The 26,101-nt window shown below is 67.8% G+C and carries 23 protein-coding genes, 1 tRNA gene and 1 pseudogene; 18 read left to right on the forward strand and 7 right to left on the reverse strand.

The window, feature by feature from the left end:
- Positions 1–58: 58 nt before the first annotated feature.
- The gene (locus AC5Y7V_RS30250; RefSeq protein WP_499883682.1) at positions 59–2,050 is read right to left on the reverse strand and encodes a TPM domain-containing protein; all 1,992 of its coding nucleotides are present in this window, start codon (positions 2,048–2,050) and stop codon (positions 59–61) included.
- 40 nt (positions 2,051–2,090) lie between these two features.
- Here AC5Y7V_RS30250 and AC5Y7V_RS30255 point away from each other — a divergent pair, with 40 nt between their 5' ends.
- From AC5Y7V_RS30255 to dnaG, 3 genes are read left to right on the forward strand one after another with little or no spacing between them, the layout of a single operon-like run.
- A complete protein-coding gene (locus AC5Y7V_RS30255; RefSeq protein ID WP_499883683.1) occupies positions 2,091–3,359 on the forward strand; it encodes a deoxyguanosinetriphosphate triphosphohydrolase in 1,269 nt (422 codons plus the stop codon).
- A gap of 10 nt (positions 3,360–3,369) precedes the next feature.
- Entirely contained in the window at positions 3,370–3,978 is a 609-nt protein-coding gene (gene sodC, locus AC5Y7V_RS30260) for a superoxide dismutase[Cu-Zn] (protein WP_499883684.1), read from the forward strand.
- Between the two features lie 27 nt (positions 3,979–4,005).
- A complete protein-coding gene (dnaG, locus tag AC5Y7V_RS30265; RefSeq protein WP_499883685.1) occupies positions 4,006–5,940 on the forward strand; it encodes a DNA primase in 1,935 nt (644 codons plus the stop codon).
- Here dnaG and AC5Y7V_RS30270 read toward each other — a convergent pair.
- Positions 5,915–6,193, reverse strand: coding sequence for a hypothetical protein (locus tag AC5Y7V_RS30270; RefSeq protein WP_499883704.1), 279 nt, complete (start codon positions 6,191–6,193; stop codon positions 5,915–5,917). The two genes, dnaG and AC5Y7V_RS30270, sit on opposite strands and share 26 nt — an antisense overlap.
- A gap of 135 nt (positions 6,194–6,328) precedes the next feature.
- Here AC5Y7V_RS30270 and AC5Y7V_RS30275 point away from each other — a divergent pair.
- Positions 6,329–6,401: transfer RNA gene (locus tag AC5Y7V_RS30275), tRNA-Asn, on the forward strand.
- Positions 6,402–6,477: 76 nt separating this feature from the next.
- Positions 6,478–6,759 (forward strand): annotated as a pseudogene (locus AC5Y7V_RS30280) (muconolactone Delta-isomerase family protein); the annotation flags it as partial.
- A gap of 5 nt (positions 6,760–6,764) precedes the next feature.
- On the opposite strand, the gene AC5Y7V_RS30285 reads toward AC5Y7V_RS30280, so the two are convergent.
- From AC5Y7V_RS30285 to AC5Y7V_RS30300, 4 genes are all read right to left on the reverse strand, one after another.
- A complete protein-coding gene (locus AC5Y7V_RS30285) occupies positions 6,765–7,046 on the reverse strand; it encodes an ANTAR domain-containing protein (protein WP_499883686.1) in 282 nt (93 codons plus the stop codon).
- A gap of 225 nt (positions 7,047–7,271) precedes the next feature.
- Positions 7,272–7,955: a serine O-acetyltransferase gene (gene cysE, locus AC5Y7V_RS30290; protein WP_499883687.1), complete on the reverse strand. Its 684-nt coding sequence runs from the start codon at positions 7,953–7,955 to the stop codon at positions 7,272–7,274.
- 2 nt (positions 7,956–7,957) lie between these two features.
- Complete coding sequence (gene cysK / locus AC5Y7V_RS30295) at positions 7,958–8,890, reverse strand: cysteine synthase A (RefSeq protein WP_499883688.1); 933 nt, start codon at positions 8,888–8,890, stop codon at positions 7,958–7,960.
- A 9-nt stretch (positions 8,891–8,899) separates the two neighbouring features.
- The gene (locus tag AC5Y7V_RS30300) at positions 8,900–10,177 is read right to left on the reverse strand and encodes a thioester domain-containing protein (RefSeq protein WP_499883689.1); all 1,278 of its coding nucleotides are present in this window, start codon (positions 10,175–10,177) and stop codon (positions 8,900–8,902) included.
- Between the two features lie 383 nt (positions 10,178–10,560).
- Between AC5Y7V_RS30300 and AC5Y7V_RS30305 the strand changes: the two genes are divergently transcribed.
- From AC5Y7V_RS30305 to AC5Y7V_RS30365, 13 genes are all read left to right on the forward strand, one after another.
- Entirely contained in the window at positions 10,561–11,493 is a 933-nt protein-coding gene (locus AC5Y7V_RS30305; RefSeq protein WP_499883690.1) for a family 2A encapsulin nanocompartment shell protein, read from the forward strand.
- Positions 11,480–13,360: a family 2A encapsulin nanocompartment cargo protein cysteine desulfurase gene (locus AC5Y7V_RS30310; protein WP_499883691.1), complete on the forward strand. Its 1,881-nt coding sequence runs from the start codon at positions 11,480–11,482 to the stop codon at positions 13,358–13,360. The genes AC5Y7V_RS30305 and AC5Y7V_RS30310 overlap by 14 nt, the downstream gene beginning before the upstream one ends.
- Before the next feature lie 229 nt (positions 13,361–13,589).
- Positions 13,590–14,357 (forward strand): MlaE family ABC transporter permease, encoded by a 768-nt coding sequence (locus AC5Y7V_RS30315; protein ID WP_499883692.1) that lies wholly within the window; start codon positions 13,590–13,592, stop codon positions 14,355–14,357.
- A complete protein-coding gene (locus AC5Y7V_RS30320) occupies positions 14,354–15,202 on the forward strand; it encodes an ABC transporter permease (protein WP_499883693.1) in 849 nt (282 codons plus the stop codon). Before AC5Y7V_RS30315 ends, AC5Y7V_RS30320 begins: the two co-directional genes overlap by 4 nt.
- Positions 15,203–15,206: 4 nt before the next feature.
- Positions 15,207–16,475 (forward strand): MCE family protein, encoded by a 1,269-nt coding sequence (locus AC5Y7V_RS30325; protein WP_499883694.1) that lies wholly within the window; start codon positions 15,207–15,209, stop codon positions 16,473–16,475.
- 11 nt (positions 16,476–16,486) lie between these two features.
- Positions 16,487–17,503, forward strand: a complete 1,017-nt coding sequence (locus tag AC5Y7V_RS30330; RefSeq protein WP_499883695.1) for an MCE family protein — start codon at positions 16,487–16,489, stop codon at positions 17,501–17,503.
- Positions 17,500–18,669, forward strand: a complete 1,170-nt coding sequence (locus AC5Y7V_RS30335; RefSeq protein WP_499883696.1) for an MCE family protein — start codon at positions 17,500–17,502, stop codon at positions 18,667–18,669. The genes AC5Y7V_RS30330 and AC5Y7V_RS30335 overlap by 4 nt, the downstream gene beginning before the upstream one ends.
- The gene (locus AC5Y7V_RS30340; RefSeq protein WP_499883697.1) at positions 18,669–20,003 is read left to right on the forward strand and encodes a virulence factor Mce family protein; all 1,335 of its coding nucleotides are present in this window, start codon (positions 18,669–18,671) and stop codon (positions 20,001–20,003) included. Before AC5Y7V_RS30335 ends, AC5Y7V_RS30340 begins: the two co-directional genes overlap by 1 nt.
- Positions 20,000–21,121: an MCE family protein gene (locus tag AC5Y7V_RS30345; protein WP_499883698.1), complete on the forward strand. Its 1,122-nt coding sequence runs from the start codon at positions 20,000–20,002 to the stop codon at positions 21,119–21,121. Before AC5Y7V_RS30340 ends, AC5Y7V_RS30345 begins: the two co-directional genes overlap by 4 nt.
- The gene (locus tag AC5Y7V_RS30350) at positions 21,121–22,599 is read left to right on the forward strand and encodes an MCE family protein (RefSeq protein ID WP_499883699.1); all 1,479 of its coding nucleotides are present in this window, start codon (positions 21,121–21,123) and stop codon (positions 22,597–22,599) included. Before AC5Y7V_RS30345 ends, AC5Y7V_RS30350 begins: the two co-directional genes overlap by 1 nt.
- Before the next feature lie 17 nt (positions 22,600–22,616).
- The gene (locus tag AC5Y7V_RS30355; RefSeq protein WP_499883700.1) at positions 22,617–23,225 is read left to right on the forward strand and encodes an Rv1363c family protein; all 609 of its coding nucleotides are present in this window, start codon (positions 22,617–22,619) and stop codon (positions 23,223–23,225) included.
- Positions 23,222–23,806, forward strand: coding sequence for a hypothetical protein (locus AC5Y7V_RS30360; protein WP_499883701.1), 585 nt, complete (start codon positions 23,222–23,224; stop codon positions 23,804–23,806). The genes AC5Y7V_RS30355 and AC5Y7V_RS30360 overlap by 4 nt, the downstream gene beginning before the upstream one ends.
- Entirely contained in the window at positions 23,806–24,297 is a 492-nt protein-coding gene (locus tag AC5Y7V_RS30365) for a CAP domain-containing protein (RefSeq protein WP_499883702.1), read from the forward strand. The genes AC5Y7V_RS30360 and AC5Y7V_RS30365 overlap by 1 nt, the downstream gene beginning before the upstream one ends.
- 3 nt (positions 24,298–24,300) lie before the next feature.
- On the opposite strand, the gene AC5Y7V_RS30370 is transcribed toward AC5Y7V_RS30365, so the two are convergent.
- Positions 24,301–25,947: an NAD-dependent malic enzyme gene (locus AC5Y7V_RS30370; RefSeq protein ID WP_499883703.1), complete on the reverse strand. Its 1,647-nt coding sequence runs from the start codon at positions 25,945–25,947 to the stop codon at positions 24,301–24,303.
- Positions 25,948–26,101: the final 154 nt, after the last annotated feature.

Genomic DNA, 26,101 nt, shown 5'->3' on the forward strand with positions numbered 1-26,101 from the left:
GTTCAAAGCGGGGCCGCACACCGACGGGTGTGCGGCCCCGTTCTTCGTCTGAGGGGTCTCAGAACCGCCCGCCGCCGCCCATCAGGCCGCCCCCGGACGAGCCCGAGGCGCTCGGACCGCCGCCGAACGAGGCGGGGCCCCACCCGCCGAACCCGCCGCGCATGCCGGCGCTCAGCAGGTCGCCGATGATGATCCCGCCGATCATGGCGCCGGTGTCGCTGCTGCCGCGGCGGGCATAGAAGCGCTGCGCCTGCTGCACGTCGGCGTTCGCCAGCGCCTGGGCGTTGGCGGCCAGCGTCGATGCCGCGTTGGCGTGGGCGATCGCCTCGGACGGGTTGCTCGTCCGCTTGTCCTGTGCGGCCTGCAGGTGTCGTCTGGCCTCGGCGAGCCGGGTTCGGGCCTCGGCTCCGATGCTGCCCCGGCGGGTGTCGATGTATTCGGAGACGCCGCGCACCCGCGCCTGGGCGGTGAACACGGCCTGCTCGAAGGAACGCTGCAGCCGCTCGGCGGTCGCCTGCTCCTGGGCGACGGCGGCCAGGACGCGGTTGAGGCCGGCGTCGGCCTTCGTCAGCCGGGCGAAGGCGCCGACGGGGTCGGCGGCGCCACCGCCGCGGGCCCCGGTGATGGCCGCGGTCGCCTCGTCGCGCGCGGCGCTGAGCTCGGCGGTGCGGCCCGACCCGGGCACCCGTGGCTTCTGCAGCTGCTCGTCGGCGCGCTTGATGCCCGCTTGGATCTCGTCGATGAGCGCGGGCAGGGCGGCGACGGCATGCCTGACGTCCGTCGCCGCGTTGTCGATCGCATCGAGCAGCGCCCGGGCCTGCCCGAGTGCGGCCTCGGCGGCGTGGATCGCGTCGACCAGCGCGGCCTGCTGCCCGCCCTGCGCTTCCGCCAGGCCGCGGCCGGAGCCGATGTTGCGGTCCGCGAACGCCAGCCTTTCCTTGGTGCCGGCGACGTTGCCGGACACCGAAGTCAGCGCCGCGGGGTCGAACTCCTTGCGCAGCTCGGCCAGCCGCTGCTCGGCGGGGGCGATGCGGGCGGTGAGTTCGACGTACTGCTGGGTCAGCGCGTCCAACCGCGACGGCGCGTTCACCACCAAGACCCGCAGCTCTTCGAACGCCTCCCGCTGTGATTCGAGCTCGCGATTGGCGCGCGCCGCCGAGACGATCACCCGGGTCAGCATCTCCCGGCGCTGCGCCGGCGTCTCCGGCATGCTGTCGTCCAGCTGCTGGCGGACCGTAAAAGCTTGGGACAGCGTCGCTTTGGCGTTGTCCACCGCCTGGGTAAACGGTTGGGTCCGCTCCGCACCGAACTCGTCGATCGCGAGCGTCAACTCGTTGGCGCTGGTGCGCACCGCGTTGTCGACCTCCACCACCAGCAAGCGCGACAGGTCGTCGAGCGCCGCCAGCGGCACGGCCGCCAGCGCGTTGGGATCGGTGGGGTCGACGCGCCGCGCCGCGGCCAACTCGGCGGCGCGCCGCCGCCCGCGGCGATAGCGCATCACCACCAGCAGGGCCACCACGGCGACGGCGACGACGCCCAGCGCGACCAGCAGGACCAGGCGGCCCGACGACGGCGGCGACGTGTTGAGCCCGTCGGCCGCCGCGACCGCGGCGCCGCTCCAGTCGCCGTCGTGCAGCGCGGGTTCGATCTTGGTGCGCCGCAGCCGATCGACCTGACCCGCGCTGACGCCCTTGATCGCGGTCGGAACGAAAAACGCGTACGCGCGGCCGGTGGTGGCGACGGCCAGCAGCGCGTCGTAGTCGCCCAGGTCGCTGACGCTTCGCGTGCGCCTCGCCCAGTTCTCCGGGCTCTCCCCGGAGAAGTCGTCGACGTAGACCACCCACAGCCGGATGTGGCGATCGGCGTAGAGCTTGTCGGTGGCCGACGCCACCGCGGCGCGACCGGAATCCGACAGCGCGCTCGCGTTGTCGGTCACCTGATCCGGCAGCCGAAACGGCGGTTGGGCGCCCGCCGTCGGCGCCAGCAGCAGCCCGGCGCCGAGACCCATGAGGATCGTCAGGATCACGCCGAGCAGCCGTGCAGAGCGCATAGGTCAATCTAGCCCGCGTTCCCTGGCAGACTATGCGGCGGTGAGCACGCAACAGCACGACCCCTACGACGACTTCGACCGTCAGCGGCGGGTGCGCGAAGCGGCGAAGACGGCGGGTCTGCCGGGTACGGAAGGCCAGCACCGCACCGATTTCGCCCGGGACCGCGCCCGGGTGCTGCACAGCGCGGCACTGCGCCGCCTCGCCGACAAGACGCAGGTGGTCGGGCCCCGTGAGGGCGACACCCCACGCACCCGGTTGACCCACTCGCTGGAGGTCGCCCAGATCGGGCGGGGAATGGCGGTGGGGCTGGGCTGCGACCTCGACCTCGTCGAGCTGGCCGGCCTGGCCCACGACATCGGGCATCCGCCCTACGGGCACAACGGCGAACGCGCGCTCGACGAGTTCGCGGCCGCGCACGGTGGCTTCGAGGGCAACGCCCAGAATTTCCGGATCTTGACCAGCCTTGAGCCCAAAATCCTTGACGCGCAAGGCAATAGCGCAGGACTGAATCTGACCCGGGCGTCCCTGGACGCGGTCACCAAATACCCCTGGACCCGCGGCCGGGGGCCGGGCACCAAGTTCGGCTTCTACGACGAGGATCGCGAGGCCGCCGCCTGGGTGCGCCAGGGGGCGCCGGCGGATCGCACGTGCCTGGAGGCCCAGGTGATGGACTGGGCCGACGACGTCGCATATTCGGTGCACGACGTGGAGGACGGCGTCGTCTCCCAGCGCATCGACCTGCGGGTGCTCGCCGACGACGACGAGGCGGCCGCACTCGCCAAGCTGGGGGAGAGCGAATTCTCCCGGGTCAGCGCCGACGACTTCATGGCCGCCGCGCGACGGTTGTCGGGCCTGCCCGTGGTCGCCGCGGTCGGCAAGTACGACGCCACGCTGGCCGCGGCGGTGGCGCTCAAGCAATTGACCAGTGAATTGGTGGGCCGGTTCGCCTCGGCCGCCATCGCGACCACGCGTGCGGTGGCCGGCGCGGGGCCGCTGGTGCGCTACCGGGCCGACCTGCAGGTGCCCGATCTGGTGCGGGCAGAGGTCGCGCTGCTGAAAATCCTGGCGCTGCAGTTCATCATGTCGGACCCCCGGCACCTGGAAACCCAAGCGCGCCAGCGCGAACGCATCCATCGCGTGGCGCACTGGCTGTACTCCGGGGCGCCCAGAACGCTCGACCCCGTGTTCGCCGCGGCGTTCAACACCGCGGCCGACGACCGCGCCCGCCTCCGGGTCGTCGTCGATCAGGTCGCCTCCTACACCGAGGGTCGGCTGGAGCGGATCGACGCCCATGAGGCGACCGGATAGCGTTACCCGCATGACCAAACTCAGCGCCGTTGCCGCCGCCTTGCTGTCGCTTCCCGTCGTGGCCCTGAACGCGTGCAGCTCCCCCCAGCACGCGACCAGCCAGACCGGCACGACGCCCCCGGTCCTAAGCGGCTCTCCGGCATCGTCGGCGACGTCGGGCCCGGCGCCCGCCGCCGGATCGCTGACCGCGCAACTGAAAACGGCGGACGGCAAGGACGTCGCGACGGCCACCTTCGACTTCAGCAACGGCTACGCCACCGTCACCGTCAAGACGGTCGCCGGCGGCATCCTCACGCCGGGCTTCCACGACATGCACATCCACGCGGTCGGCAAGTGTGAGCCGAATTCGGTCGCCCCGAACGGCGGCCCGCCCGGAAATTTCCTGTCCGCGGGCGGGCATTTCCAGGCGCCGGGGCACTCCGGGATGCCCGAGAGCGGCGACCTGACCATGCTCGAGGTGCGCCAGGACGGTTCGGCGTACCTGGTCACCACCAGCGACGCGTTCACCCGGGACCAGCTGCTGGCCGGGGACAAGACCGCGTTGATGATCCACGGCGCCCAGAACAGCGACCAGGCGATGGACCGGATCGCGTGCGGTGTCATCGGGCCGGCAAGCTGATCCGGTCGGGCGTCCTACACTGGGCCGATGGCCGGCCGGATCTCTGATCGCGATATCGCCGCCATCCGTGAACGGGCCCGCATCGAAGATGTCGTCGGCGACTACGTCCAGCTCAAGCGCGCCGGCGCCGATTCGCTCAAGGGCCTGTGCCCGTTCCACAACGAGAAGTCGCCGTCGTTCCACGTCCGCCCGAACCACGGCCACTTCCACTGCTTCGGGTGCGGCGAGGGCGGCGACGTGTACGCGTTCGTCCAGAAGATCGAGCACGTCAGCTTCGTCGAGGCGGTCGAGCTGCTCGCCGACCGGGTCGGCCACACGATCACCTACACCGGCGCCGCCGCCACCAACGTGCAGCGCGACCGCGGCAGCCGCAGCAGGCTCGTCGCGGCCAACGCGGCCGCCGCCGAGTTCTACGCGGCGGCCCTCGAGTCCGACGAGGCGGCGCCGGCCCGCCAGTACCTGACGGAGCGGAACTTCGACGCCGAGGCGGCCCGCCGTTTCGGCTGCGGGTTCGCCCCGTCGGGCTGGGACTCGCTGACAAAACACTTGCAGCGCAAGGGTTTCGAGTTCAAGGAGCTGGAGGCGGCCGGCCTGTCGCGGGAGGGGCGCCGCGGCCCGATGGATCGCTTCCACCGGCGGCTGTTGTGGCCCATCCGCACCGCGGCCGGCGAGGTGATCGGGTTCGGGGCCCGCCGCCTGTTCGACGACGACCCGATGGAAGCCAAGTACATCAACACGCCCGAGACGGTGCTGTACAAGAAGTCGTCGGTGATGTTCGGCATCGACCTGGCCAAGCGCGACATCGCCAAGGGACACCAGGCCGTCGTCGTCGAGGGCTACACCGATGTGATGGCGATGCACCTGTCCGGCGTCACCACCGCCGTCGCCTCCTGTGGCACCGCGTTCGGCGACGAGCACCTGGCCATGCTGCGCCGGTTGATGATGGACGACAGCTTCTTTCGCGGGGAACTGATCTACGTCTTCGACGGCGATGCGGCCGGGCGCGCCGCGGCGCTCAAGGCGTTCGGTGGCGAGCAGAACCTGGCCGGGCAGTCGTTCGTCGCGGTCGCGCCGGACGGCATGGACCCGTGCGACCTGCGTCTGAAGGCGGGCGACGCCGCGCTGCGCGACCTGGTGGCCCGGCGAACCCCGCTGTTCGAGTTCGCGATTCGCACCGCGATCGCCGAGATGGACCTGGACAGCGCCGAGGGCCGGGTCGCCGCGCTGCGCCGCTGCGTGCCCATGGTCAGCCAGATCAAGGACCCCACGCTGCGCGACGAGTACGCCCGCCAGCTCGCCGGCTGGGTCGGCTGGGACGACGTCGCGCAAGTGATCGAGCGGGTGCGGGGCGAGGCCAAACGGTCGGCCTCGCCGGCCCGGGGCGGCCCCGGCTCCGAGGCCCCCCGCCGCGCCGAGCGGCAGCCCACCGCCCCGGCCCCGACCGAGTCCCGGGAATCGCGAGCCGCCCGGCCCGACCCGCGCGACCCGATCCTGTGGGCCCAGCGCGAGGCCCTCAAGTCGGCGTTGCAGTACCCGGCGCTGGCGGGCCCGGTGTTCGACACGCTGACCGTGGAGAGCTTCACGCATCCCGGCTACGCGGCCGTGCGGGCGGCCATCGAGTCCGCGGGCGGTACCTCGACCGGCGTCACCGGGGCGGAGTGGCTCGAGGCGGTGCGCCAGCAGACCACGTCGGCGCTGACGACCAGCCTGATCAGCGAGCTGGGCGTGGAGGCCATCCAGGTCGACGACGAGAAGCTGCCGCGCTACATCGGGGGAGTGCTCGCCCGCCTGCAGGAGGTCTGGATGGGCCGGCAGATCGCCGAGGTGAAGTCCAAACTGCAGCGTATGTCGCCCATCGAGCAGGGCGACGAGTACCACGCGCTATTCGGCGACCTGGTCGCCATGGAGGCCTATCGGCGCAGCCTGCTGGAGCAGGCTAGCGGCGACGATCTGACGGGGTGAGGGCCGGATCCGCCGGTTGCTCGGCACCGCGTTCCATCACGGCCGTCTGCTCGTCGATCTCGGTCAGGGTGACAAAACCGGCGTCGGGCGAGATCCGGTTGGCGATCTTGCGGCGTCCCCCCTCGATCATGGACTTGGCCATGGGGCTGCTGGTCAGCGCGCGATATGTGCCGACGAGCTGCTCGTATCGGCGGCGTCCGGCCTTCGAGCCCAGCACATACCCCAGTCCAAGCACCACGACATACCGGATCAAAGCGTTCCTCCCGACGATCGATGGCTCCATCCTGCCTCACCTTCGGCGGCGGGCGCGCGGCGGCGGGTAAGACACCTGCCGCCTAGTTGGGTGCGGTCGTGCCAGTACGCTAGAGTCGTCCGGCGATCGGTTTAATCCCCTGTAGCTCAATTGGCAGAGCATTCGGCTGTTAACCGAAGGGTTGGTGGTTCGAGTCCACCCGGGGGAGCAAGGTTGAGCCTCGGTCGTCCACGCTCCGGCCGCCACGTCGGCCACGAAACTTTCAGTGCCTCGCAGGAGGTCTCATGGAATTCCTGGTCACCATGACCACGCACGTCCCGGACGGAACCCCATCGGAAACGGTCGACGACGTCCGGTCCCGCGAGGCCGCGCATTCGCGAGAACTGGCCGAACGGGGGCACCTGCTGCGGCTGTGGCGTCCGCCGCTGCAACCGGGCGAGTGGCGCACTCTGGGCCTGTTCGCCGCGAGCGACGCGGAGGAACTCGAGCGGGTGCTCGTCTCGATGCCGCTGCGCATCTGGCGCACCGACGAGGTGACGCCGCTGAGCCCGCACCCCAACGACCCAGCCGCTCACAGCAGGTAGTTCAGGCCCCATTCCTTGTCCGCGGCCAGCCGGGCCGCGTCAAGGCCGGTCTCGGTTTCGGCGCCTCCGCTGGCCAGAGCCACCAAGGCCGAGGCCAGCTTGAACAGCGGCACCTCGTGCCGTTCGCTCGCGCTGAGCAACTCCCGAAACGCGGCATAGGTACTGTACCTACGCCACCCGACCAGTATCCCCACCGCCGTGTCGAGGGCTCGGCTGGCCTGCTGACGGCCTTCATCGATATGCCGTTGGCCCGCAAGGATTTCGGTCATCTGTCAACCCCCTGAAATGTCTTGACAGCCAATGGAATAGAAGTTCAGCATTAGAACGATTGGGCAGCAGCATGTTTCGTGTTGAATCAACGGCAACAGCGCTTCGAGGCCCGTGACATGGACCCACTATAGGGCCATGCCCGCACGGTGGCCATGTGACATATCTAATTGGCTCACAAGGGATTTAAACCTTGTTCACCCGGCGACGCGCAGATCCGCTCGCGCTCAGATTTGGAAATCCTCGCCGTGCCAAACCCCGGCCTCGGGCGGCCGGATCACGCGGCCGTTCTGCGGGCCGTCGTTCAGTGCCTCCAGCTTGGCCACCCTGGTGAGCAGGGACTGCAGGCTGACGCCTACCAGGTCGGGCATCATCGAGTCGTCGGGCGTGCCCCGGCCGGCGCGGCTGATGACCTGCCCGGGAACCCCGATGACGACGGAGCCCGACGGGACCGGCTTGACCACCACGGCGTTGGCGCCGATCCGGCTGTCGTCGCCGACCTTGATCGCGCCCAGGACCTTGGCCCCGGCGCCGATGATCACCCGGTCACCGACGGTCGGGTGGCGTTTGCCGGTCTCCGCGCCGCTGCCCCCGAGGGTGACGCCGTGATACAGCGTGACGTCCTCGCCAACCTCGGCCGTCTCCCCGATCACGACGCCGGTCGCGTGGTCGATGAACAGGCCGGGCCCCAGGATGGCCCCCGGGTGGACGTCGACGCCGGTGAAGATGCGGGTGACCTCCCCGAGCGTCCGCGCGGCCAGCCGGGCGCCGCGGTTCCACAGCCAGTGGCTGATCCGGTGGCCCCAGATCGCGTGCACGCCCGGGTAGGCGAAGACGACCTCCAGCGTCGTGGGCTTGGCGGGGTCGCGCTCCCTGGCCGCCCGGATGTCCCGCCGCATGGCACCGAGCATGGTCAATCCGCCAAGTCGGCGAACAGCGCCGTGCTCAGATAGCGTTCACCGAAGCTGGGCAGCACAACCACCACGAGCTTGCCGGCGTTCTCGGGCCGGCGGGCCACCTGCAACGCGGCCACCACCGCCGCGCCGGATGAGATGCCGGACAGCAGTCCCTCCTCGCGGGCGAGCCGCCGGGCCATGGTCAGCGAGTCCTCGTTGCCGACGGTGATGACCTCGTCGACCAGATCCATGTCGAGGACGGGCGGGACGAATCCGGCGCCGATGCCCTGGATCGGGTGAGGCCCCTTCTGCCCGCCGGACAGCACCGCGGACGCGGCCGGCTCCACAGCGACGAACTGGGCCGACGGCTTGCGCTCCTTGATGACCTGGGCGACACCGGTGATGGTGCCGCCGGTGCCGACGCCGGCCACGAAGAAGTCCACCTTGCCGTCGGTGTCGCGCCACACCTCCTCGGCGGTCGTCGCGCGGTGGATCGCCGGGTTGGCGGGGTTCTCGAACTGCTGCGGCACGAAATACCGCTGGTCGGTCTTGGCCAGCTCCTCGGCCTTCGCGATGGCGCCGGGCATGCCGTCGGCGCCGGGGGTCAGGATCAGCTCGGCGCCGTATGCCCGCAGCAGCATGCGCCGCTCGACGCTCATGGTGTCGGGCATGGTCAGCACACATCGGTAGCCGCGGGCCGCGCACACCATTGCCAGCGCGATGCCGGTGTTCCCGCTCGTCGGCTCGAGGATGATCGTGTCGCGCTTGATCAGGCCGGCCTTCTCGGCCGCGTCCAGCATGGCGACCCCGATGCGGTCCTTCACGCTGTTTGCCGGGTTGAAGGATTCCAGCTTGGCGACGACGTCGGCGACGGCGCCTTCGGTGACCCGGCGCAGCCGCACCAGCGGCGTGTTACCGATCAGCTGTGTGACGTCCTCGGCGATGCTCATGAAACTTCCTTACGCGATGTCGGTACAGGGCTCGTCGGCTTGCCAGGTGATGTCGAATTCGATTGCAACGTCTATTGGCACGATAAGCGCAACCGGCGTGAATCGCTGCGACGCCCCCGCAAATGCCTCGCCGGTCAGTACCCGCCCGGTGAGGTCGTGCGGCGTCGTTGCGGTCATTGTCATCGCGGATGTACCCGGTGCGGGACGGACGTAAAAGTCCGTTCCCGGCTGAACGATCTCGTCGATCCCTAAACCGTCGGCGTCGACCAGCGCGTGGCCGCCGGGGGCGCTGAGGCTCAAAGGGATTCGCACCTGGAAGGGGCCTACGAGTTCGGATTCGGCGGTTGCATGGGTGTCGACCAGTCGCGGCTCTTCGGAGTTGCGCAAGGCAGCGCCTGCCCCGGTGAGTAGGTAATTGTAGAGGTGCACGACCCGATCGGCATTGCGGTAGTGGCGGGCGCCGGTCAGCCAGAACCGGACATCGCGGATCGTCGCGCCGGCGGTTTCCGTCGTTGGGACGAGCCGGTAGTGGCGGTAACCGCGCCCACCGCCGCCGTGGCTGCTGGCCGACAGTGTGCTGCCGACGCCGAGGGTGCGCCGGTGTCGCCCCTGGCCGGGTTCGATTGTCAGGTGGGAACCCGAAACATCCTGCCAGTCAACGCCATTGGTCGACTTTTGCAGTCTCACGCCAATGGCGGTGTCGGTCGCCGTCCATGCCGAGTAGCCGCCCAGCTGTGGTTCGCCGTCGAATTCGAATGTGATCACCGGCCCGGGGGCGCGGACGACGGCGACGGGTTCGTTGAGCGGCCGGGTGTCCAACGCCAGGCCGTTGGTGAAATGCCAGATCGCGGCCTGGGTTGCCGCGATGGCCTCGTGTTCGCTGACGTTCGCCCGTCCCAGCGGGTAACCGGCGGCCCGCAATCGTTGGCTCAGCTCGGCGATGTGGCTTGTCGGAAAGGAGTGCCGGAGGATCCAGTCGACCGCGGCTTCGCAGCCGCGGGCGCGCAGGTGGGGCAGGGCGGACCAGGTGCCCAGGCGGTAGCTCGACGGCAGGTGTGGTGCGATGCCGCTGAAATCCAGCGAATAGGCCAGCAGGTTGGGATGCAGGCGGATGAGGTCGGTGCGCGCGCAGCTGCCGTCCGTGAACACGATCCTGTCCACGGTGTGGGAGTAGGTGCCGCCTCGGTAGCGCGTCATGCGGGCGACGTCGGTGGCCGGCCGGATCTGCACGCGCCGCCGGGTCGCCACCGGCGCCAGCGCACGGTTGGGCATGGATAACACGGTCATGGGTGGTTGATCTTCCTGAAAGGGTTCGACTGGCGCGCATGCATGCCGCGGGGCGGACCGCGGGTCCTGCCCGGTGCGGGGAGAGCGCGAGGATTTCTACAGCGTCAGAGGCGTCAGGAAATCAACAGCAACAACAACAGTCCGCGGCAAGGCAGCGCGAAGGAACGAAGCGCGGCTGAACGGCCTGTTGCATGGCCCCACTATAGGGCCCGCAAACGTCACTGTCAGATTTCGGGCTCGTTTCCCTGGTTTGACTCAGCCGCGGTGTAAACCTTCTGTATCACCTCCGTGCCCGCCTACGCTCGGCGCGCACCACCGCTGACGGTGGGCGATCATAGAGCTGCCGCACTCGCTGCGGCGTTCGACCGAGCGGAAGGAGCGCGATGACGACGGCTCAGGGGGCTCAGAACGAATCCCAGGCACTTGGCGATCTCGCCGCCCGCCAGCTGGCCAATGCGACGAAGACCGTCCCGCAGCTCTCGACCATCACCCCGCGCTGGCTGCTGCACCTGCTCAGCTGGGTACCGGTGGAAGCCGGCCTCTACCGTGTCAACCGGGTGGTCAACCCGGAGAGCGTGGCGATCAAGGCCGAAGAGGGCGCCGGCACCGAGGAACCGCTGCCCGAGACCTACGTCGACTACGAGACCAGCCCGCGCGAATACACGCTGCGCTCGATCTCGACCCTGGTCGACATCCACACCCGGGTCTCCGACCTGTACTCGAGCCCGCACGACCAGATCGCCCAGCAGCTGCGGCTGACCATCGAAACGATCAAGGAGCGCCAGGAATTCGAGCTGGTCAACAGCCCCGAGTACGGGCTACTGGCCCAGGCGACGCCGGAGCAGACGATCCAGACGCTCGGCGGGGCGCCGACGCCCGACGACCTCGACGCCCTCATCACGAGGGTATGGAAGACGCCCAGTTTCTTCCTCACCCACCCGCTCGGTGTCGCGGCGTTCGGCCGGGAGGCCACCTACCGCGGGGTGCCGCCGCCGGTGGTGAGCCTGTTCGGGGCGCAGTTCATCACCTGGCGCGGCATTCCGCTGATTCCGTCGGACAAGGTGCCGGTGGAAGACGGCAAGACCAAGTTCATCCTGGTGCGCACCGGGGAGGAGCGTCAGGGCGTGGTCGGCCTGTTCCAGCCCGGCCTGGTGGGCGAGCAGGCACCCGGCCTGTCGGTGCGGTTCACCGGCATAAACCAGTCGGCGATCGCGACCTATCTGGTCACGCTGTACAACTCGCTGGCCGTCCTCACCGACGACGCGCTCGCCGTCCTCGACGACGTAGCCGTGGACCAGTTCCATGAGTACAAGTGAGTACCGAGCGGTAGACGCCGAAAGCGAGTTGCCGATCGGGGCCGCCGAACTCGCGGCGCTGGCCACTCAGCTGTACGCGGCCAGCATCCGGCCCGGGCCCGACAGCCCGCCCCAGGCGGCGCCGGTCGCTCCGCGCGGCGGCGTGCCGGATTCCACCGCCGCCGCATCGGCCGGACAGCTGGCCGCCGGCACGTCGGACCCCTACCTGCCGCCGCTTCCCGTGATCGGCTTGACCGACATATACATCCCTGCGCCGTCATCCACCCAGCCCGAAAGCCCGCCGCAGACGGTGCCCGTCGCCCCCCGTGGCAATGTGCCCGATGCGACGGCGGCGCCCTCGGCGGGGGAGACGGCCGCGAGCGTCGCCGATCCCTACCTACCGCCGGGCGTCGCCGACCTCACCGCCTTCGCGGTACCCAGCGAGGGCATCGTGCCGACGTTGCCCGGCGTGCTGGCCGGGGTGGCGCCGGCCGCTCCGGTGGCCCCCCGCGGTTCCGTTCCCGCGGCGCCCTCGTGGCTGCCCTCGGTGCTCGACCTCGGCTGGTCCGACGCGCCACCGCTCGCGCCCGTTGGCGACGAGCAGCTGTATCCCTTCCTGACCAAGACGGACCCGGTGCCCCGATTGCCCGACGAGCACGAGGTGTTCGACGTCAACGCGGTGCGTGCGGACTTTCCCATCCTGCGGGAGACCGTCAACGGCAAGCCGCTTATCTGGTTCGACAACGCGGCGACCACTCAAAAGCCGCAGGCGGTGATCGATCGCCTGTCGCACTTCTATGCCCATGAGAACTCCAACATTCACCGTGCGGCGCACGAGTTGGCGGCCCGAGCGACCGACGCCTACGAGGAGGCGCGCAACACGGTTCGGCGATTCATCGGTGCCTCGAAAGACGAAGAGATCATCTTTGTGCGCGGCACCACCGAAGCCATCAACCTGGTCGCCTACGCCTGGGGCGGAAAGCATTTGCTGCCCGGCGACGAGATCGTCATTACTCATTTAGAGCATCACGCCAATATCGTCCCGTGGCAACTGCTTTCGCAACAGACGGGTGCGGTCCTGAAAGTGGCTCCGGTCGATGACGCCGGCAATTTGCTGATGTCGGAATTCGAGGATTTGCTGGGGCCCAAGACGAAACTGGTGGCGGCCACCCAGGTTTCCAACGCGCTGGGCACGGTGACACCGGTCGAGCAGATCGTCGAGCTGGGCCACCGCTACGGCGCGCGGGTGCTGATCGACGGGGCACAATCAATCCAGCACCTGCCGGTCAACGTCGCCGAGCTGGGCGTCGATTTCTTCGTCTTCTCCGGCCACAAGATCTACGGACCCACCGGAATCGGCGTGCTCTATGGGACCGAGGAGGCGTTGGCCGAAACACCGCCGTGGCAGGGCGGCGGCAACATGATCGCCGACGTGACGCTGGAGCGTTCGCTGTATCAGGGCCCGCCCAGCAAGTTCGAGGCCGGTACGGGCAACATCGCCGACGCCGTCGGCCTCGGCGAGGCCCTGCGGTACGTGCAGCGGTTGGGCGTGGAGCGCATCGCCGCTCACGAGCGCGCCCTGCTGGACTACGCGACGCCGCGGCTGGCCGACATCCCGGGCGTCCGCCTGGTGGGCACCGCGACCGAAAAGGCCAGCGTGCTGTCGTTCGTGCTGGCCGGGCACGACCCGCTCGAGGTGGGCAAGGCGCTCAACGCCGAAGGCATTGCGGTGCGCGCCGGCCATCACTGCGCGCAGCCGATCCTGCGCCGCCTCGGCCTGGAGGCCACCGTCCGCCCGTCGTTCGCGTTTTACAACACCTTCGAGGAGATCGACGTCTTCCTCAGCGCGGTGCGCCGGATTGCCGAGGGCGGCGCGGGTGCCGGCTGAGGTTCGCCACATTTCTTCTTGTTGATTTCAACCCTGCGACTTGTTTCGGGTTGGCTTTAGGCTTCCGGAGTGTTTTGTGTGTGCAGCCAGGCGGAGTGGCCGGATTGCGCGCCGCACACCGCTAATCCTTTGCGGTGACACTAATCACGAGGTTTTCGATCTTTCACGTAAACGGGGGCCGATTGAGGCGTATGGAGATATCGACGATTCGGGGGACTGACGAGACCCTATGAACGGCACGACCATCGCAAGGCCCATGAACGCGCTGGGCCAGTTTTTTCTGCTCAGCGGCGAGGCGCTGGTTGCCGCGGTAAGGGGTCCGTGGGCGTGGCGCGAACTCCTCGAGCAGATCTGGTTCGTGGCCCGGGTTTCCATTTTCCCGACGATCATGCTCTCCATTCCGTACACGGTGCTCATCGTGTTCGTCCTCAACATCCTGCTCGTCGAGATCGGCGCCGGGGACCTCTCGGGCGCCGGCGCCGCGCTGGCGTCGGTGACCCAGGTCGGGCCGGTCGTCACCGCGATGGCCGTCGCCGGCGCGGGTTCGACCGCGATGTGCGCCGACCTGGGCGCGCGCACCATCCGTGAGGAGATCGACGCGATGAAGGTGATCGGCGTCAATCCGGTTCAGGCGCTGGTGGTTCCGCGCATCATCGCCGCCACCTTCGTCGCGTTGCTGCTCTACTCGGTGGTCGCCGTCACCGGTCTGACCGGCAGCTACATCTTCGTCGTCTTCGTCCAGCACGTCACCCCGGGCGCCTTCATCGCGGGGATGACACTGCTCACCGGCCTGCCCCAGGTGGTGATTTCGCTCATCAAGGCGACCTTGTTCGGGCTGTCGGCCGGGCTGATCGCCTGCTACAAGGGCCTGTCGGTGGGCGGCGGGCCCACGGGTGTCGGCAATGCGGTGAACGAGACCGTCGTGTTCTCGTTCATGGCGTTGTTCTTCATCAACATCGTGGTCACGGCCCTCGGTGTGAAGGTCACCGCCAAATGACCGATGCCGCACGCGAGCCCGTATGGTTGGTCGCTCTCGGACCCAAGTTCGTCGCCACTGCCCGCCGGCTGGGCGAACAGACCGAGTTCTACGGGAAATCGTTGGCCGCCACCGTCGATGCGGTCCGGCGCTACCCGGGCGAGGTGCTGCGAACTATCGCCGAGATGGGTATGGGCAGCGGTGCGCTGGCGGTGATCGGGGGCACCGTGGGCATCGTCGGCTTTCTCACACTGACCACCGGCGCCCTCGTCGCGGTGCAGGGCTACGACACCCTGTCCAACATCGGCGTCGAGGCCTTGACCGGCTTTCTCTCGGCGTTCTTCAACGTTCGCATGATCGCACCCTGCACGGCCGGCGTGGCTTTGGCCGCGACGATCGGCGCGGGCACGACGGCGCAGCTCGGCGCGATGCGCATCAACGAGGAGATCGATGCGCTGGAAGTGATGGGCATCCGCGCGATCACCTATCTGTCGTCGACGCGGATCATCGCCGGTGTCCTGGTCGTCATTCCGCTGTACGCCGTCGCGGTGCTGATGTCATTCTTTGCGGCCAAGTTCGGCACGCTCTACATCTACGGCCAGTCACGTGGCGTGTACGAGCATTATTTCTCCACGTTCTTGCGGCCCACCGACCTGTTGTGGTCGTTCGCGGCGGTGCTGGCCATGGCGACGGGTGTGATGGTCGTGCATACGTATTACGGCTTCACCGCGACAGGTGGTCCCGCCGGTGTGGGGGAGGCTGTCGGTCGTTCAGTGCGGTCATCGATGATCGTCACGGCGTTTGTCTGCCTGATGATTTCGTTGTCCGTCTACGGGCAGTCCGGCAACTTCAACCTGTCGGGATGACGATATGAGCAGCCACAGAGACCGCGGGCCAGGCGCGCGAAACAGGGTCCGCAGCAGCAGGATCGACCCGATCTGGTGGGCGCCCACATTGTTCATCGTTGTCGGAGTACTGGTCGCGCTGACCGCGGCGTCGTTCTCCGGGAAGTTCCAGGAGTTCATCCCCCTCACGCTGGTATCGGATCGGGTGGGCTTGGTGATGGAACAGGGCGCCAAGGTCAAGCTGCGCGGTGTGCAGGTCGGCCAGGTCGCATCGATTGGCACCGACGCGAAAGCGGCGCAGTTGCAGCTGAAGATGGATCCCGGCGCCTTCAAATATCTGCCCAGCAACCTCGAGGCCGAGATCAAGTCGACCACCGCTTTCGGGTCCAAATACGTCGACCTGATCGTGCCGGACCAACCGAGCCACACACCGCTCAAGCCCGGCGCGGTGCTGCACTCCCGCAACGTCACGGTTGAAGTCAACACGGTCTTCCAAAACCTGCAGTCGGTGATGCAGGCGATCGATCCGGCGAAGCTGAACGCGATCTTGTCGGCCTTCTCGGAGTCGGTGCGCGGCAAGGGCGAACGAATTGGGCAGGCGATCACCGACGCGAACAACCTGTTGTTGACCGTCAACCCTCGCATGGACACGATCCACCGCGACTGGCGGCTGTTCGGCAAGACGACGGCCATCTATTCCGATGCGGCACAAGACATCCTGTCAATCCTCGACTCGGCGACGACGACCAGCGCCACCCTCACCGAAAACCAGCGGTCGCTCGACGCGCTGCTGTTGTCCGCGGCGGGCTTCAGTCAGGCGGGGATCAACGTCATCGGCCGCAACGAGGCCAATATCGTCCGCTCGGTCAACCTGCTCGACCCGACCATGGCACTGCTCAACAAGTACTCGCCGACGTTCACCTGCCTTTTCACGGGCGCGCAGTGGTACGTGGACCACGGCGGCCGGGACATGCTGGGCGGCAACGGCTATTCGTTCATCATGGACGCTGGGCTGCTCTTCGGCGACGACCCGTACCGCTATCCGAAGCACCTGCCGAAGGTGAACGCCACCGGGGGCCCGGGCGGCCGGCCCAGCTGTGGTTCGCTGCCCGACCCGAGTGCCAACTTCCCGGTGCGCGCGCTGGTCACCGACACCGGGTGGGGCGCCGCTCCCAACGAGATCCGCACCAACGTCGCCGCCGGCAACCCCTGGTGGTCGAACTACTTCCCGACCACCAAGAACCCGCCGGAGGCGCCGCATTACTGGTATCGCGGGGGACAGCCGCCGCCATGAGAAGACGCAATATGTCCGCCATCCTCGCGCGCGTCGCGCTGTTCACGGTGGTCTCCCTGGTGTTCACGTTTACGTTGATCGCGGTTTTCGGTCAGTTGCGCTTCGAGGATCGCACCGGTTATCAGGCTGTCTTCACCAACATTTCCGGCCTGAAGTCCGGCAACTTCGTCCGCATCGCCGGGGTGGAGGTCGGCAAGGTCGGAGACCTCACGCTGCATCGCGACGGCACGGTCACCGTCGGCTTCGCGGTGGACAAGGGGATACGACTGACCGAGGGCACCAAAGCCGTCGTGCGCTACGAAAACCTCATTGGCGACCGTTATCTCGCGCTCGAAGACGGCCCCGGGCCGCCGCGCCGGCTGCCGGCCGGTACGACGATCCCGCTGACACGGACCTCGCCCGCACTTGACGTCGATGCGCTGATCGGCGGCTTCCGGCCGTTGTTCCGGGCGCTGGACCCCGATCAGGTCAACGCCCTGTCCGGTGAGCTGCTGAGGATCTTTCAGGGCCAGGGCGGGACCCTCGCCTCCGTGCTGGCGCAGACCTCGACGCTGACGTCCACCCTGGCGGGGCGAAGCGAGCTGATCGGTGAGCTGATCAAGAACCTGAACACCGTGCTGCACACCTTCGCCGCGCGCGACCACGAGTTCTCCGACGGGCTGGACAAACTGTCCGCGCTCGTCGACGGCCTGGCGCAACGCAAGGAGGACATCTCGACGGGCCTGGCCTACATCAACGCGGCCGCGGGCTCGGTCACCGACCTGCTGGTGCAGGCGCGCCAGCCGATCAAGGACGTCGTGCACGAAACCGACCGCATGTCGGCCCAGGTGCTGGCCGACCGGGAGTACGTCGACAACCTGCTCAAGCAGCTGCCCGACACCTACCAAGTGCTGGCCAGGCAGGGGCTGAACGGCGACTACTTCGGCTTCTACTTCTGCGAGGTGTTGCTGAAGCTGAACGGCAAGGGGGGCAATCCGATCTACGTCAAGCTGCTCGGTCAGCCGAGCGGGCGGTGCACGCCGCGATGAGGTTACCGAAACTTACGCTGTCCGGTCAGCGCAGCCCCGTCGTGATCGGACTGATGGGCACCGTGATCCTGACGTGCCTGGTCGTCGCGGCCTTCCAGTACGACAAGCTGCCGTTCGTCAAGGACACGAACGACTACTCGGCGTATTTCTCGGAGGCCGGAGGCATCAAATCTGGTAGCACCGTTCGGGTTTCCGGCATGGGCGTCGGCCGGGTCTCGGAGATCCGTCTGGAGGGAACCAAGGTCCGCGTGGGCTTCACCGTTCGCAAGGGAATCCAGCTGGGGGACCGCACCGAAGCGGCGATCAAGACCGAGACGATCCTGGGCAGCAAGATGCTGGAGTTGACGTCGCGCGGCGCCGGCACGCTGACGGGCGTCATCCCGCTGGAGCGCACCACCTCGCCCTACGACCTTCCGGTGGCGCTGGGCGATCTCACGACCACCATCAGTGGCCTCGACACCAACCAATTGTCCTCGGCGCTGACGACTTTGGCCGAGACCTTCAAGGAGACGCCCGCGGACCTCAAGCCCGCGCTGCAAGGCGTGGCCCGGTTCTCGCAGACCCTCAACAACCGCGACGAGCAACTCCGCAGCCTGCTGGGCAACGCCAACAAGGTGTCCGGGGTGCTGGGGCGGCGCAGCCAGCAGATCGCCGGCCTGGTCGCGAACTCCGACGCGTTGCTCGCGGCGCTGCTGGACGAACGGGATTCGATCGACGCGCTGATGAACAACCTCACCGCGGTGTCGCATCAGATCTCGGGGCTGGTGGACGACAACCGGACTCAGCTCAAGCCGGCCCTCGACAAGCTCAACGGCGTGCTCGAGATCCTGGACAACCGCAAGGAAGACCTGCAGCAGACGCTGCCGAAGTTCAAGCGGTACGCAATGTCGTTCGGTGAGGTTCTGGGCTCCGGGCCGTTCTTCAAGGCGTACGTCGCCAACCTGATTCCCGGGCAGATAAGCGGGCCAACGATCGATGCGCGGATGTATGACCGGCCCCTCGACCCCAACCAGGGGCTGCCGTCCGAGTCGGTGGACCCGCCGACCGGCACCCCGCCGGTGCCGCCGGAGAACGCCCCGCACCCGATCTGGTCGCAACCGCCCTCCCCGGGACCCGCTCCGGGCCCGCCGCCCGCGCCCGGCCGCGCAGAGGCCGGGGGCCAGTGATGAGCCGGCGCACCCTTCAGACCTTGACCGGCGTCGTGCTGGTCGCAACCCTCGTCGTGGCTTCGATCTTCGTCGGCACCAGGCTGTGGAAGGTAGTTGAAAAGAACACGTACACAGCCTATTTCGCGGAGGCCAACGGGCTGTTCATCGGCGACGAGGTTCGGATCCTGGGCGTCGCCGTCGGCGTGGTGGACAAGATCGAGCCGCAGCCCACCGGTTCCAAGGTGACCTTCTCGGTGGACAAGCAGTATGCGGTCCCGGCCGACGCACGCGCCGCGATCCTGTCACCGTCGCTGGTGACCTCACGGGCGATCCAACTCGTCCCGGCCTACTCCGGCGGACCGAAGTTGAGCCCCGGCGCATCAATCCCGCTGAGCCGCACAGCCGTTCCCGTCGAATGGGACGACTTCCGCAGACAGCTGGAGAAGCTGACCGACGCGCTGCAGCCCACCGCTCCAGGCGGCGTGAACTCGGTCGGCGAGTTCATCAACTCGGCCGCCGACAACTTGCGCGGCCAGGGTGACACCGCCCGCGACACCGTCATCAAGCTGTCGCAGGCGATTTCGGCGCTCGGCGACCACGCCGACGACATCTTCAGCACGGTGCGCAATCTCCAGTTGCTGGTGTCGGCGCTGTACTCGAGCAGCGACCTGCTGGCCTCTTTCAACCAGAACCTGGCCAGCGTGACGACGATCCTGACGGACAGTCCGAACGAAGTCGCCAACGCGCTCAAGGGTCTCGACGGGGCGCTGGCCGACCTGCGCGAGTTCCTCTCTGAGAACCGGGAAGCCGTCGGCACAACCTTCGACCGGCTGAGCTCGATCACGACGACCCTCAACGACAGCCGCGCCGACATCAAGCAGATTCTGCATGTCGTTCCCACGGTGTTCCAGAACTTCATGAACATCTACCAGCCGGCGCAGAGCGCCATGAGCGGCATTATCGCGCTGAACAACTTCGCCGACATCCCGCAGTGGATCTGCAGTTCGATCGAAGCCGCCTCCCGGCTGCGCCTGGACCGGGTCTCGAAGCTGTGCCTGCAGTACGTGAACCCGATCATCAAAAACCGCATCTACAACTACATTCCGGCCGGAATCAACCCGTTCGTCGGCACGCAGGCCCGGCCCAACGAGATCACCTACAGCGAGGACTGGCTGCGCCCCGGCTACACGCCGCCCCCGGCGCCGGAGGCGCCGCAGCCGCCGGAAGCGCCCCCGCCCGCGTTGCTCGACAACCAGCCGCAGCCGACGCAGGGGCCGCCCCCGCCGCCGGAGAACAACGTGAGCTCGACCCAGGTCCTGCAGAACCTCATGCTGCCCACGGGGGCGTCATGAGACGCGCGCTGGCCGCCGCGCTCGGCCTCGCCTGCTTGGCCGCACTGTCGGGATGCGAATGGCGCGGCCTGAACTCGTTCAAGCTGCCGGGTACCGCCGGCGGGGGGCCGGGCGCCTACACGATCCAGGCGCAAATGCCCGACGTGGTCACCATCCAGCAGAACACCCGGGTGCGCGTCGACGACGTCAACGTCGGCGACGTCACCAAGATCGAGCTGCAGGACTGGCATGCCCTGGTGACGATGCGCATCAACGGGGACGTCCACCTGCCGGCCAATTCGACCGCCAAGCTGGGGCAGACCAGCCTGCTGGGATCGATGCACATCGAACTCGCACCACCCAAGGACGAGCCGCCGGTCGGCGAGCTCAAAAACGGGTCGGTGATCCCATTGTCGCGCGCGAGCATGTATCCGACCACCGAACAGACGCTCGCCTCGGTGTCAATCCTGTTGAACGGCGGCGGCATCGGGCAACTGCAGGAGATCAACCAGGCGATCGCCAAGGCGTTCGCCGGCCGCGAGAACGACATGCGCAGCCTGCTCGGCCAGCTCGACCAATTCATCGCCGGCACCAACGCCCAGACCGACGACATCATCGCGGCCTCCGAAAACCTCAACTCGCTCGCCGGGCAGTTCGCAGACAAGGACCCGGTGGTGGACAAGGCGCTGCTGACGGTGCCGAAAGCGCTGGCGATCCTGGCCGAGGAACGCACCAAGATCGCCGACGCAATCGACCAACTCGGCAAGTTCAGCGCCATCGCGGCCGACACCATCCACCAGAGCAGGGAATCGCTTGTGAACAACCTCCGCAACATCGCCCCGGTGCTGCGGTCGCTGGCCGACGCCGGACCGGCACTCACCAAGGGCCTGGACGGCCTGGCCACCTATCCGTGGCCGACATCCACCGTGAAGAACTGGTTCCGCGGCGACTACGCCAACCTCACGATGATCGTCGATCTGACGCTGAGCCGCATCGACACCTCGCTGTTCACCGGGTCCCGCTGGGAGGGCAACCTCACCGAACTCGAAATGCAGTGGGGACGCACGATCGGCATGCAACCGAGCCCGGTTACCGGCGGCAACCCGCTCGCCTTCCCCTACCACAACGGGGGTTACTGATGCTGCGCCTGAACCGCCGGACGTGGATCCAGCTGGCCGTGCTGTCGTTGATCACGGTCCTGTCTTGTGGCGCAATGGCTTTCAACTTCATGAAGTTGCCGCAAACCCTTTTCGGAATCGGGGAGTACAACGTCACGGTGGACCTTCCGTCGTCGGGCGGGCTCTACAAGACCTCGGTCGTCACCTACCGCGGCACCGACGTCGGCCAGGTCAAGTCGGTGGACGTCACCGCAACGGGCGTGCGCGCCGTGCTCGCCCTGAGGTCGGGCGTCACCGTCCCCTCCTATGTGCAGGCGTCGGTGCACAGCCGCTCGGCGATCGGCGAGCAGTACATCGATCTGACCCCGCCGCCGGGTAAGGAGGGGGAACAGTCCCGGCCGCTGCGCGCCGGCGACGTCATCCCCGCCGGCCGGGTCGACGTTCCGGTCGACATCGGGCACCTGCTCGACTTGACCAACCGTGCGCTGCAAGCGATTCCGCGGAATAACCTGCGCACGGTCATCGACGAGACCGACCGCGCCGTCAGCGGACTGGGCCCCGAGCTGTCCCGGATCGTCGACGGTTCCACGGCGCTGGCCATCGCGGGCGGACGCACCGTCGACCCGCTCGCAGGCCTGATCGACCAGTCGCCCGCGGTGCTCAACTCCCAGGTGCAGACGTCGGACGCGATCGGGACGTGGGCCAATCGCACCTCCGCCATCATGGCGCAGTTCAAGGCGCAGAACGCGGCGGTGCGAGACCTGTTGACGCAGGGCAGTTCCGGGCTGGAAGAAGGCCGCGCGCTGTTCGACCGAATGGCACCGGCCGTGCCGGTGTTGATGGCCAACCTGGTGAGCCTGGGTGACATCGCGGTGGTCTACCGCCACGACATCGAGCAGATACTCGTCCTCCTCCCGCAGGGCATCGCGGTGATGTCGGCGGCGCTGGTGCCCAACCTGTACAGCAAGCAGGAGTACAAAGGGTTCTACCTCGATTTCAACCTCAACCTCAACCTGCCGCCGCCGTGCACGACTGGCTTCCTGCCGCCCACGCAGCGTCGCTCACCGGCCGACGTCGACGCCCCGGACCGGCCGGCGGCCGAACTGTATTGCCGCGTCCCGCAGGATTCCGAGCTCAATGTACGTGGGGCGCGCAACATTCCCTGCGAGACGAAGCCGTGGAAGCGCGCCCCCACGGTCGAGTTGTGTGAGAGCGACGAGGAGTACGTGCCGCTCAACGACGGCTACAACTGGAAGGGCGACCCGAACGCCACGTACAGCGGCCAGGGCGTGCCCCAGTACCCGCCCGGGCAGGACCCGCGGCTGCCACCACCGCGCGGCACCGCACCGGCGCCGCCCCCGCCGGCGCCGCTGGCGGTCGCGACCTATGACCCCGCCACCGGCGACTACGTCGGACCCGACGGACGCCGCTACACCGAGGCGGACTTGGCGCACCCGCGTGCCAAGAACTGGCAGTCACTTCTGGTGCCGACGCCGTAAGCAGTTGAAGGAGCAATATGGCCGACGAGGCTAAAGAACCCGACACCCCCAATGTCGAAGACCGCGACGACATCGACGAAACCGACGAAGAGTCAGCCCAATCCGAGAAGCGGCTGGCCCGCTGGAGCCACCGGGTCACCCCTCGGCTCTCACGGGCGGCCGTATCACTGATCGCCGCCGCGGCGGTCGTGGCGGCCCTGGCCGGGTTGGCTGGGTGGCTCGGCTACCAGGCCTATGAAAAGCATGAGGCCAACGCCAAGCGGGACCTGTTCGTTCAGGTTGCTCGCCAGGGTGCGGTGAACCTGACGACGATTAACTACACCGAGGTCGATGCCGACGTTCAGCGGGTTCTCGATTTATCCACCGGGGCCTTCCGTGATGATTTCGAGCAACGGTCCAAGGCCTTCGTGGAGGTCGTGAAGGCGGCGCAGTCGAAATCCGAAGGCAGCGTCACGGACGCCGGATTGGAGTCTCAGCGCGGGGACTCGGCCCAGGTGCTCGTCGCGATTGCGGTCAAGTCCCGGACCGCCGGCGGCGAGGAGGCGCCGCGCGAATGGCGCATGCGAATCGAGGTTCGGTCGGTAGGCGATGACGCCAAGGTGTCGAATGTGGTGTTCGTGCCATGACGACATTCCGCGACGACGTCGAGACCGCTGTGGCCGACGAAGATTTGGAAGTTATCGACGCCGACGAGGCGCCCGACGACGCTCCGGCAAAGCGGCGCATCAGGTGGTCGCGTGTCCTCGCCCAGGGCGCGTTGCCCGCGATCGCGTTGCTGCTGGCGCTGGGGGCGGGATATTCCAAGTGGGTGGTCGGTTCGGCCGACGATCTGGCGCGGGCGCGGGCCGAATCGGTGCGGGTCGCCGGCGACGACGCGGTCGCCCTGTTGTCCTACCAGGCGGATTCGGTGGACAAGGATCTCGCCGCGGCGCGCGAACGGCTGACAGGCGAGTTCAAGGACGCTTACACCGAGCTGACCCGCCAGGTGGTCATTCCGGGGGCGAAGGAGAAGCACATCTCGTCGGTGGCCAAAGTCAATGCGACGGCCTCGGTTTCGGCGACCGCCAACCACGCCGTGGTCCTGGCGTTCCTGGACCAAACTGTCACCATCGGCGGCGGTGCTCCCACGGACACCCAGCCCGTGGTGCGGGTGACGCTGGACAAGGTCGACGGCCGGTGGCTGGTTTCGCGTTTCGATCCGGTGTGATGCGCGCGATCACGGCGGTGTCCGTCGGCGCGATCGCGGCGGCGGCAGCAGCGGTAACGGCACCGGCCGCGCACGCCGACAACAAACGGCTCAACAGCGCCGTCGTCTCGGCCGTCTACACCCTGCAGCACCAGGCGGGCTGCACCAACGACGTCATCCGCAACAACGCGCTGACGCTGGCCGCCGAATGGCACGCGGAAGACATGATCAACAACCGGAACATCAACGACGACACCGGATCCGACGGATCGACGCCGCAGGATCGCGCCAACGCCGCCGGCTTCCACGGCAAGGCGGCCGAAACCGTGGCGATCAATCCCGCGATCGCGATCAGCAGCCTGGAACTGGTCAACCAGTGGTACTACAACCCCGGCGACATGGCGATCATCCGCGACTGCGCCAACACCAACATCGGGGTGTGGTCGGACAACAGCCTGGACCGCACCGTCGTCGTCGCCGTGTACGGCCAACCGGAGCCACCCAAGCGGTAGCGGTCAGTCGTAGACGGGCGCCCACATCGCGCCGGCCACGGCTCGCGCGACGTCCGCGTGGGTCTTCGTGGCGACCGCGTCCTCGACGGCGGCGTGATAGACGGCCTCCGCGACCGCCGTCGAGATCTCGCGCAGGTTCCGCACATCGGGCAACAAGGAATCGCCGGCATTTGTCGGGCAGGCCTGGTGCACAATGGCTTTCGCCGCCGCCTGCAGCATGCCGGGGGTGACGGTCCGCGCCCGGGAGACGATGATGCCCAACCCGATGCCCGGGAAGACCAGCACGTTGTTGGCCTGGCCGATGGTGTAGGTGACGCCGCTGAATTCGACGGGAGCGACCGGGGTGCCGGTGGTGATCAGCGCCTTGCCGTTGGACCATTCCAGCAAGTCGGCCGGCATGGCCTCCATGCGTGAGGTCGGGTTGGACAGTGGGAAGATCATCGGGCGTTCGCAGGATGCGGTCATCGCGTCGACGACCTTCTCGGTGAACGCCCCGAATACGGTTGAGGAGCCCAGCAGAATGGTGGGCGACGCGAGCTTGATCGCGTCCACCAATCCCACCCGATCCTCGGCGCCCACCCCGAGTTGCTGGCGGTTCTTGGCGTAGGGCACCTGAAAATCGCGCAGGTCGTCCATGTCGTCGAAGAGCAGGCCCTGCTTGTCGATCGCCCAGATCTGCGACGCGGCCTGCTCGGCCGTCGCGCCGTCGGCCACCATCGCGTCACGGATCTGATCCGCCACGCCGATCCCGGCGGTGCCGGCCCCGAAGACGATCGCCTTCTGGTCGCGCATCGGGACGCCGGTGACGTGGCAGCCGCCGTACACGGCGGCGACCACCACCGCGCCGGTGCCCTGGATGTCGTCGTTGAAGATGCAGTAGTCGTCGCCGTAGGTCTTCAGTATGTTCCGGGCGTTGAGCGGCCCGAAGTCCTCGAAATGCAGGATCGCGTCGGGGAATAGCCCGTGCGCGGTCTCGATGTACCGCTTGATGAACGCGTCGTACTCCCCGCCCCGGCGCCGCGCGTGGCGGTTGCCCAGGTAGAACGGGTCGGCCAGCAGCTGTTCGTTGTCGGTGCCGACGTCGAGCGACACCGCGATGCAGCGGCGCGGATCGATCCCGCCGCCCGCGGTGTAGAGCGCCAGTTTGCCGACAGCGATCTGGATGCCACCGACGCCCCAGTCGCCGATACCGAGGATCGCCTCGGCGTCGGTGCATACGATCAGGTCGACATCGCCGGGTTCCAGGCCGAAAGTCTCGAAGGCTTCGGCGATCTCGTCCGGCTCGTCGATGCTCAGGAAGAGTCCGCGCTGCCCGCGGTATTCATCCGAGAAGCGCTGAATGGCCTCTCCGACGGTGGGCGTGTACACCACGGGCATCAGCTCGGGCAGGTGATCTTGCAGCACCTTGAAGTACAGCAGCTCGTGCCGGTAATGCAGCTGTTCGAGAAGCAGGTTGCGGCCCAGATCCGTACCGAGGCTTTGCAGTTGATGCCACACGCGGTCGGCTTGCTCGTCAAGTGTGAGCACCGCCGACGGAAGACGCCCGGTGAGCCCCAGCCGGCGGCGTTGCTCGTGAGTGAATCCCACGCCGCGGTTCAGGCTCGGTGCGGCCAGTGCCGGCGGGATCCGCGGCGTGTGGGGATCGCTCATCACAACACCGTAGCGCCGATCGTGGTCAGCGCCGGGGAACGGAGGGTGAAGATCGCTAACTGCTGGAGACGGACTCGGCCGAGTTCAGGGCCCCGTCTTCGGCGACTTCACAGACGCAGGGCTGTGCGCCGTTGTGGACCCACCGGGACAGCCG

Source organism: Mycobacterium sp. NGS34 (assembly GCF_059812845.1).

Coding starts and splice junctions, on each gene's coding strand:
- AC5Y7V_RS30250 (WP_499883682.1), bottom strand. CDS start 2,050: ATGCGCTCTGCACGGCTGCTCGGCGTGATCCTGACGATCCTCATGGGT.
- sodC (WP_499883684.1), top strand. CDS start 3,370: ATGACCAAACTCAGCGCCGTTGCCGCCGCCTTGCTGTCGCTTCCCGTC.
- dnaG (WP_499883685.1), top strand. CDS start 4,006: ATGGCCGGCCGGATCTCTGATCGCGATATCGCCGCCATCCGTGAACGG.
- AC5Y7V_RS30285 (WP_499883686.1), bottom strand. CDS start 7,046: ATGACCGAAATCCTTGCGGGCCAACGGCATATCGATGAAGGCCGTCAG.
- cysE (WP_499883687.1), bottom strand. CDS start 7,955: ATGCTCGGTGCCATGCGGCGGGACATCCGGGCGGCCAGGGAGCGCGAC.
- cysK (WP_499883688.1), bottom strand. CDS start 8,890: ATGAGCATCGCCGAGGACGTCACACAGCTGATCGGTAACACGCCGCTG.
- AC5Y7V_RS30300 (WP_499883689.1), bottom strand. CDS start 10,177: ATGACCGTGTTATCCATGCCCAACCGTGCGCTGGCGCCGGTGGCGACC.
- AC5Y7V_RS30305 (WP_499883690.1), top strand. CDS start 10,561: ATGACGACGGCTCAGGGGGCTCAGAACGAATCCCAGGCACTTGGCGAT.
- AC5Y7V_RS30310 (WP_499883691.1), top strand. CDS start 11,480: ATGAGTACAAGTGAGTACCGAGCGGTAGACGCCGAAAGCGAGTTGCCG.
- AC5Y7V_RS30315 (WP_499883692.1), top strand. CDS start 13,590: ATGAACGGCACGACCATCGCAAGGCCCATGAACGCGCTGGGCCAGTTT.
- AC5Y7V_RS30320 (WP_499883693.1), top strand. CDS start 14,354: ATGACCGATGCCGCACGCGAGCCCGTATGGTTGGTCGCTCTCGGACCC.
- AC5Y7V_RS30325 (WP_499883694.1), top strand. CDS start 15,207: ATGAGCAGCCACAGAGACCGCGGGCCAGGCGCGCGAAACAGGGTCCGC.
- AC5Y7V_RS30330 (WP_499883695.1), top strand. CDS start 16,487: ATGTCCGCCATCCTCGCGCGCGTCGCGCTGTTCACGGTGGTCTCCCTG.
- AC5Y7V_RS30335 (WP_499883696.1), top strand. CDS start 17,500: ATGAGGTTACCGAAACTTACGCTGTCCGGTCAGCGCAGCCCCGTCGTG.
- AC5Y7V_RS30340 (WP_499883697.1), top strand. CDS start 18,669: ATGAGCCGGCGCACCCTTCAGACCTTGACCGGCGTCGTGCTGGTCGCA.
- AC5Y7V_RS30345 (WP_499883698.1), top strand. CDS start 20,000: ATGAGACGCGCGCTGGCCGCCGCGCTCGGCCTCGCCTGCTTGGCCGCA.
- AC5Y7V_RS30350 (WP_499883699.1), top strand. CDS start 21,121: ATGCTGCGCCTGAACCGCCGGACGTGGATCCAGCTGGCCGTGCTGTCG.
- AC5Y7V_RS30355 (WP_499883700.1), top strand. CDS start 22,617: ATGGCCGACGAGGCTAAAGAACCCGACACCCCCAATGTCGAAGACCGC.
- AC5Y7V_RS30360 (WP_499883701.1), top strand. CDS start 23,222: ATGACGACATTCCGCGACGACGTCGAGACCGCTGTGGCCGACGAAGAT.
- AC5Y7V_RS30365 (WP_499883702.1), top strand. CDS start 23,806: ATGCGCGCGATCACGGCGGTGTCCGTCGGCGCGATCGCGGCGGCGGCA.
- AC5Y7V_RS30370 (WP_499883703.1), bottom strand. CDS start 25,947: ATGAGCGATCCCCACACGCCGCGGATCCCGCCGGCACTGGCCGCACCG.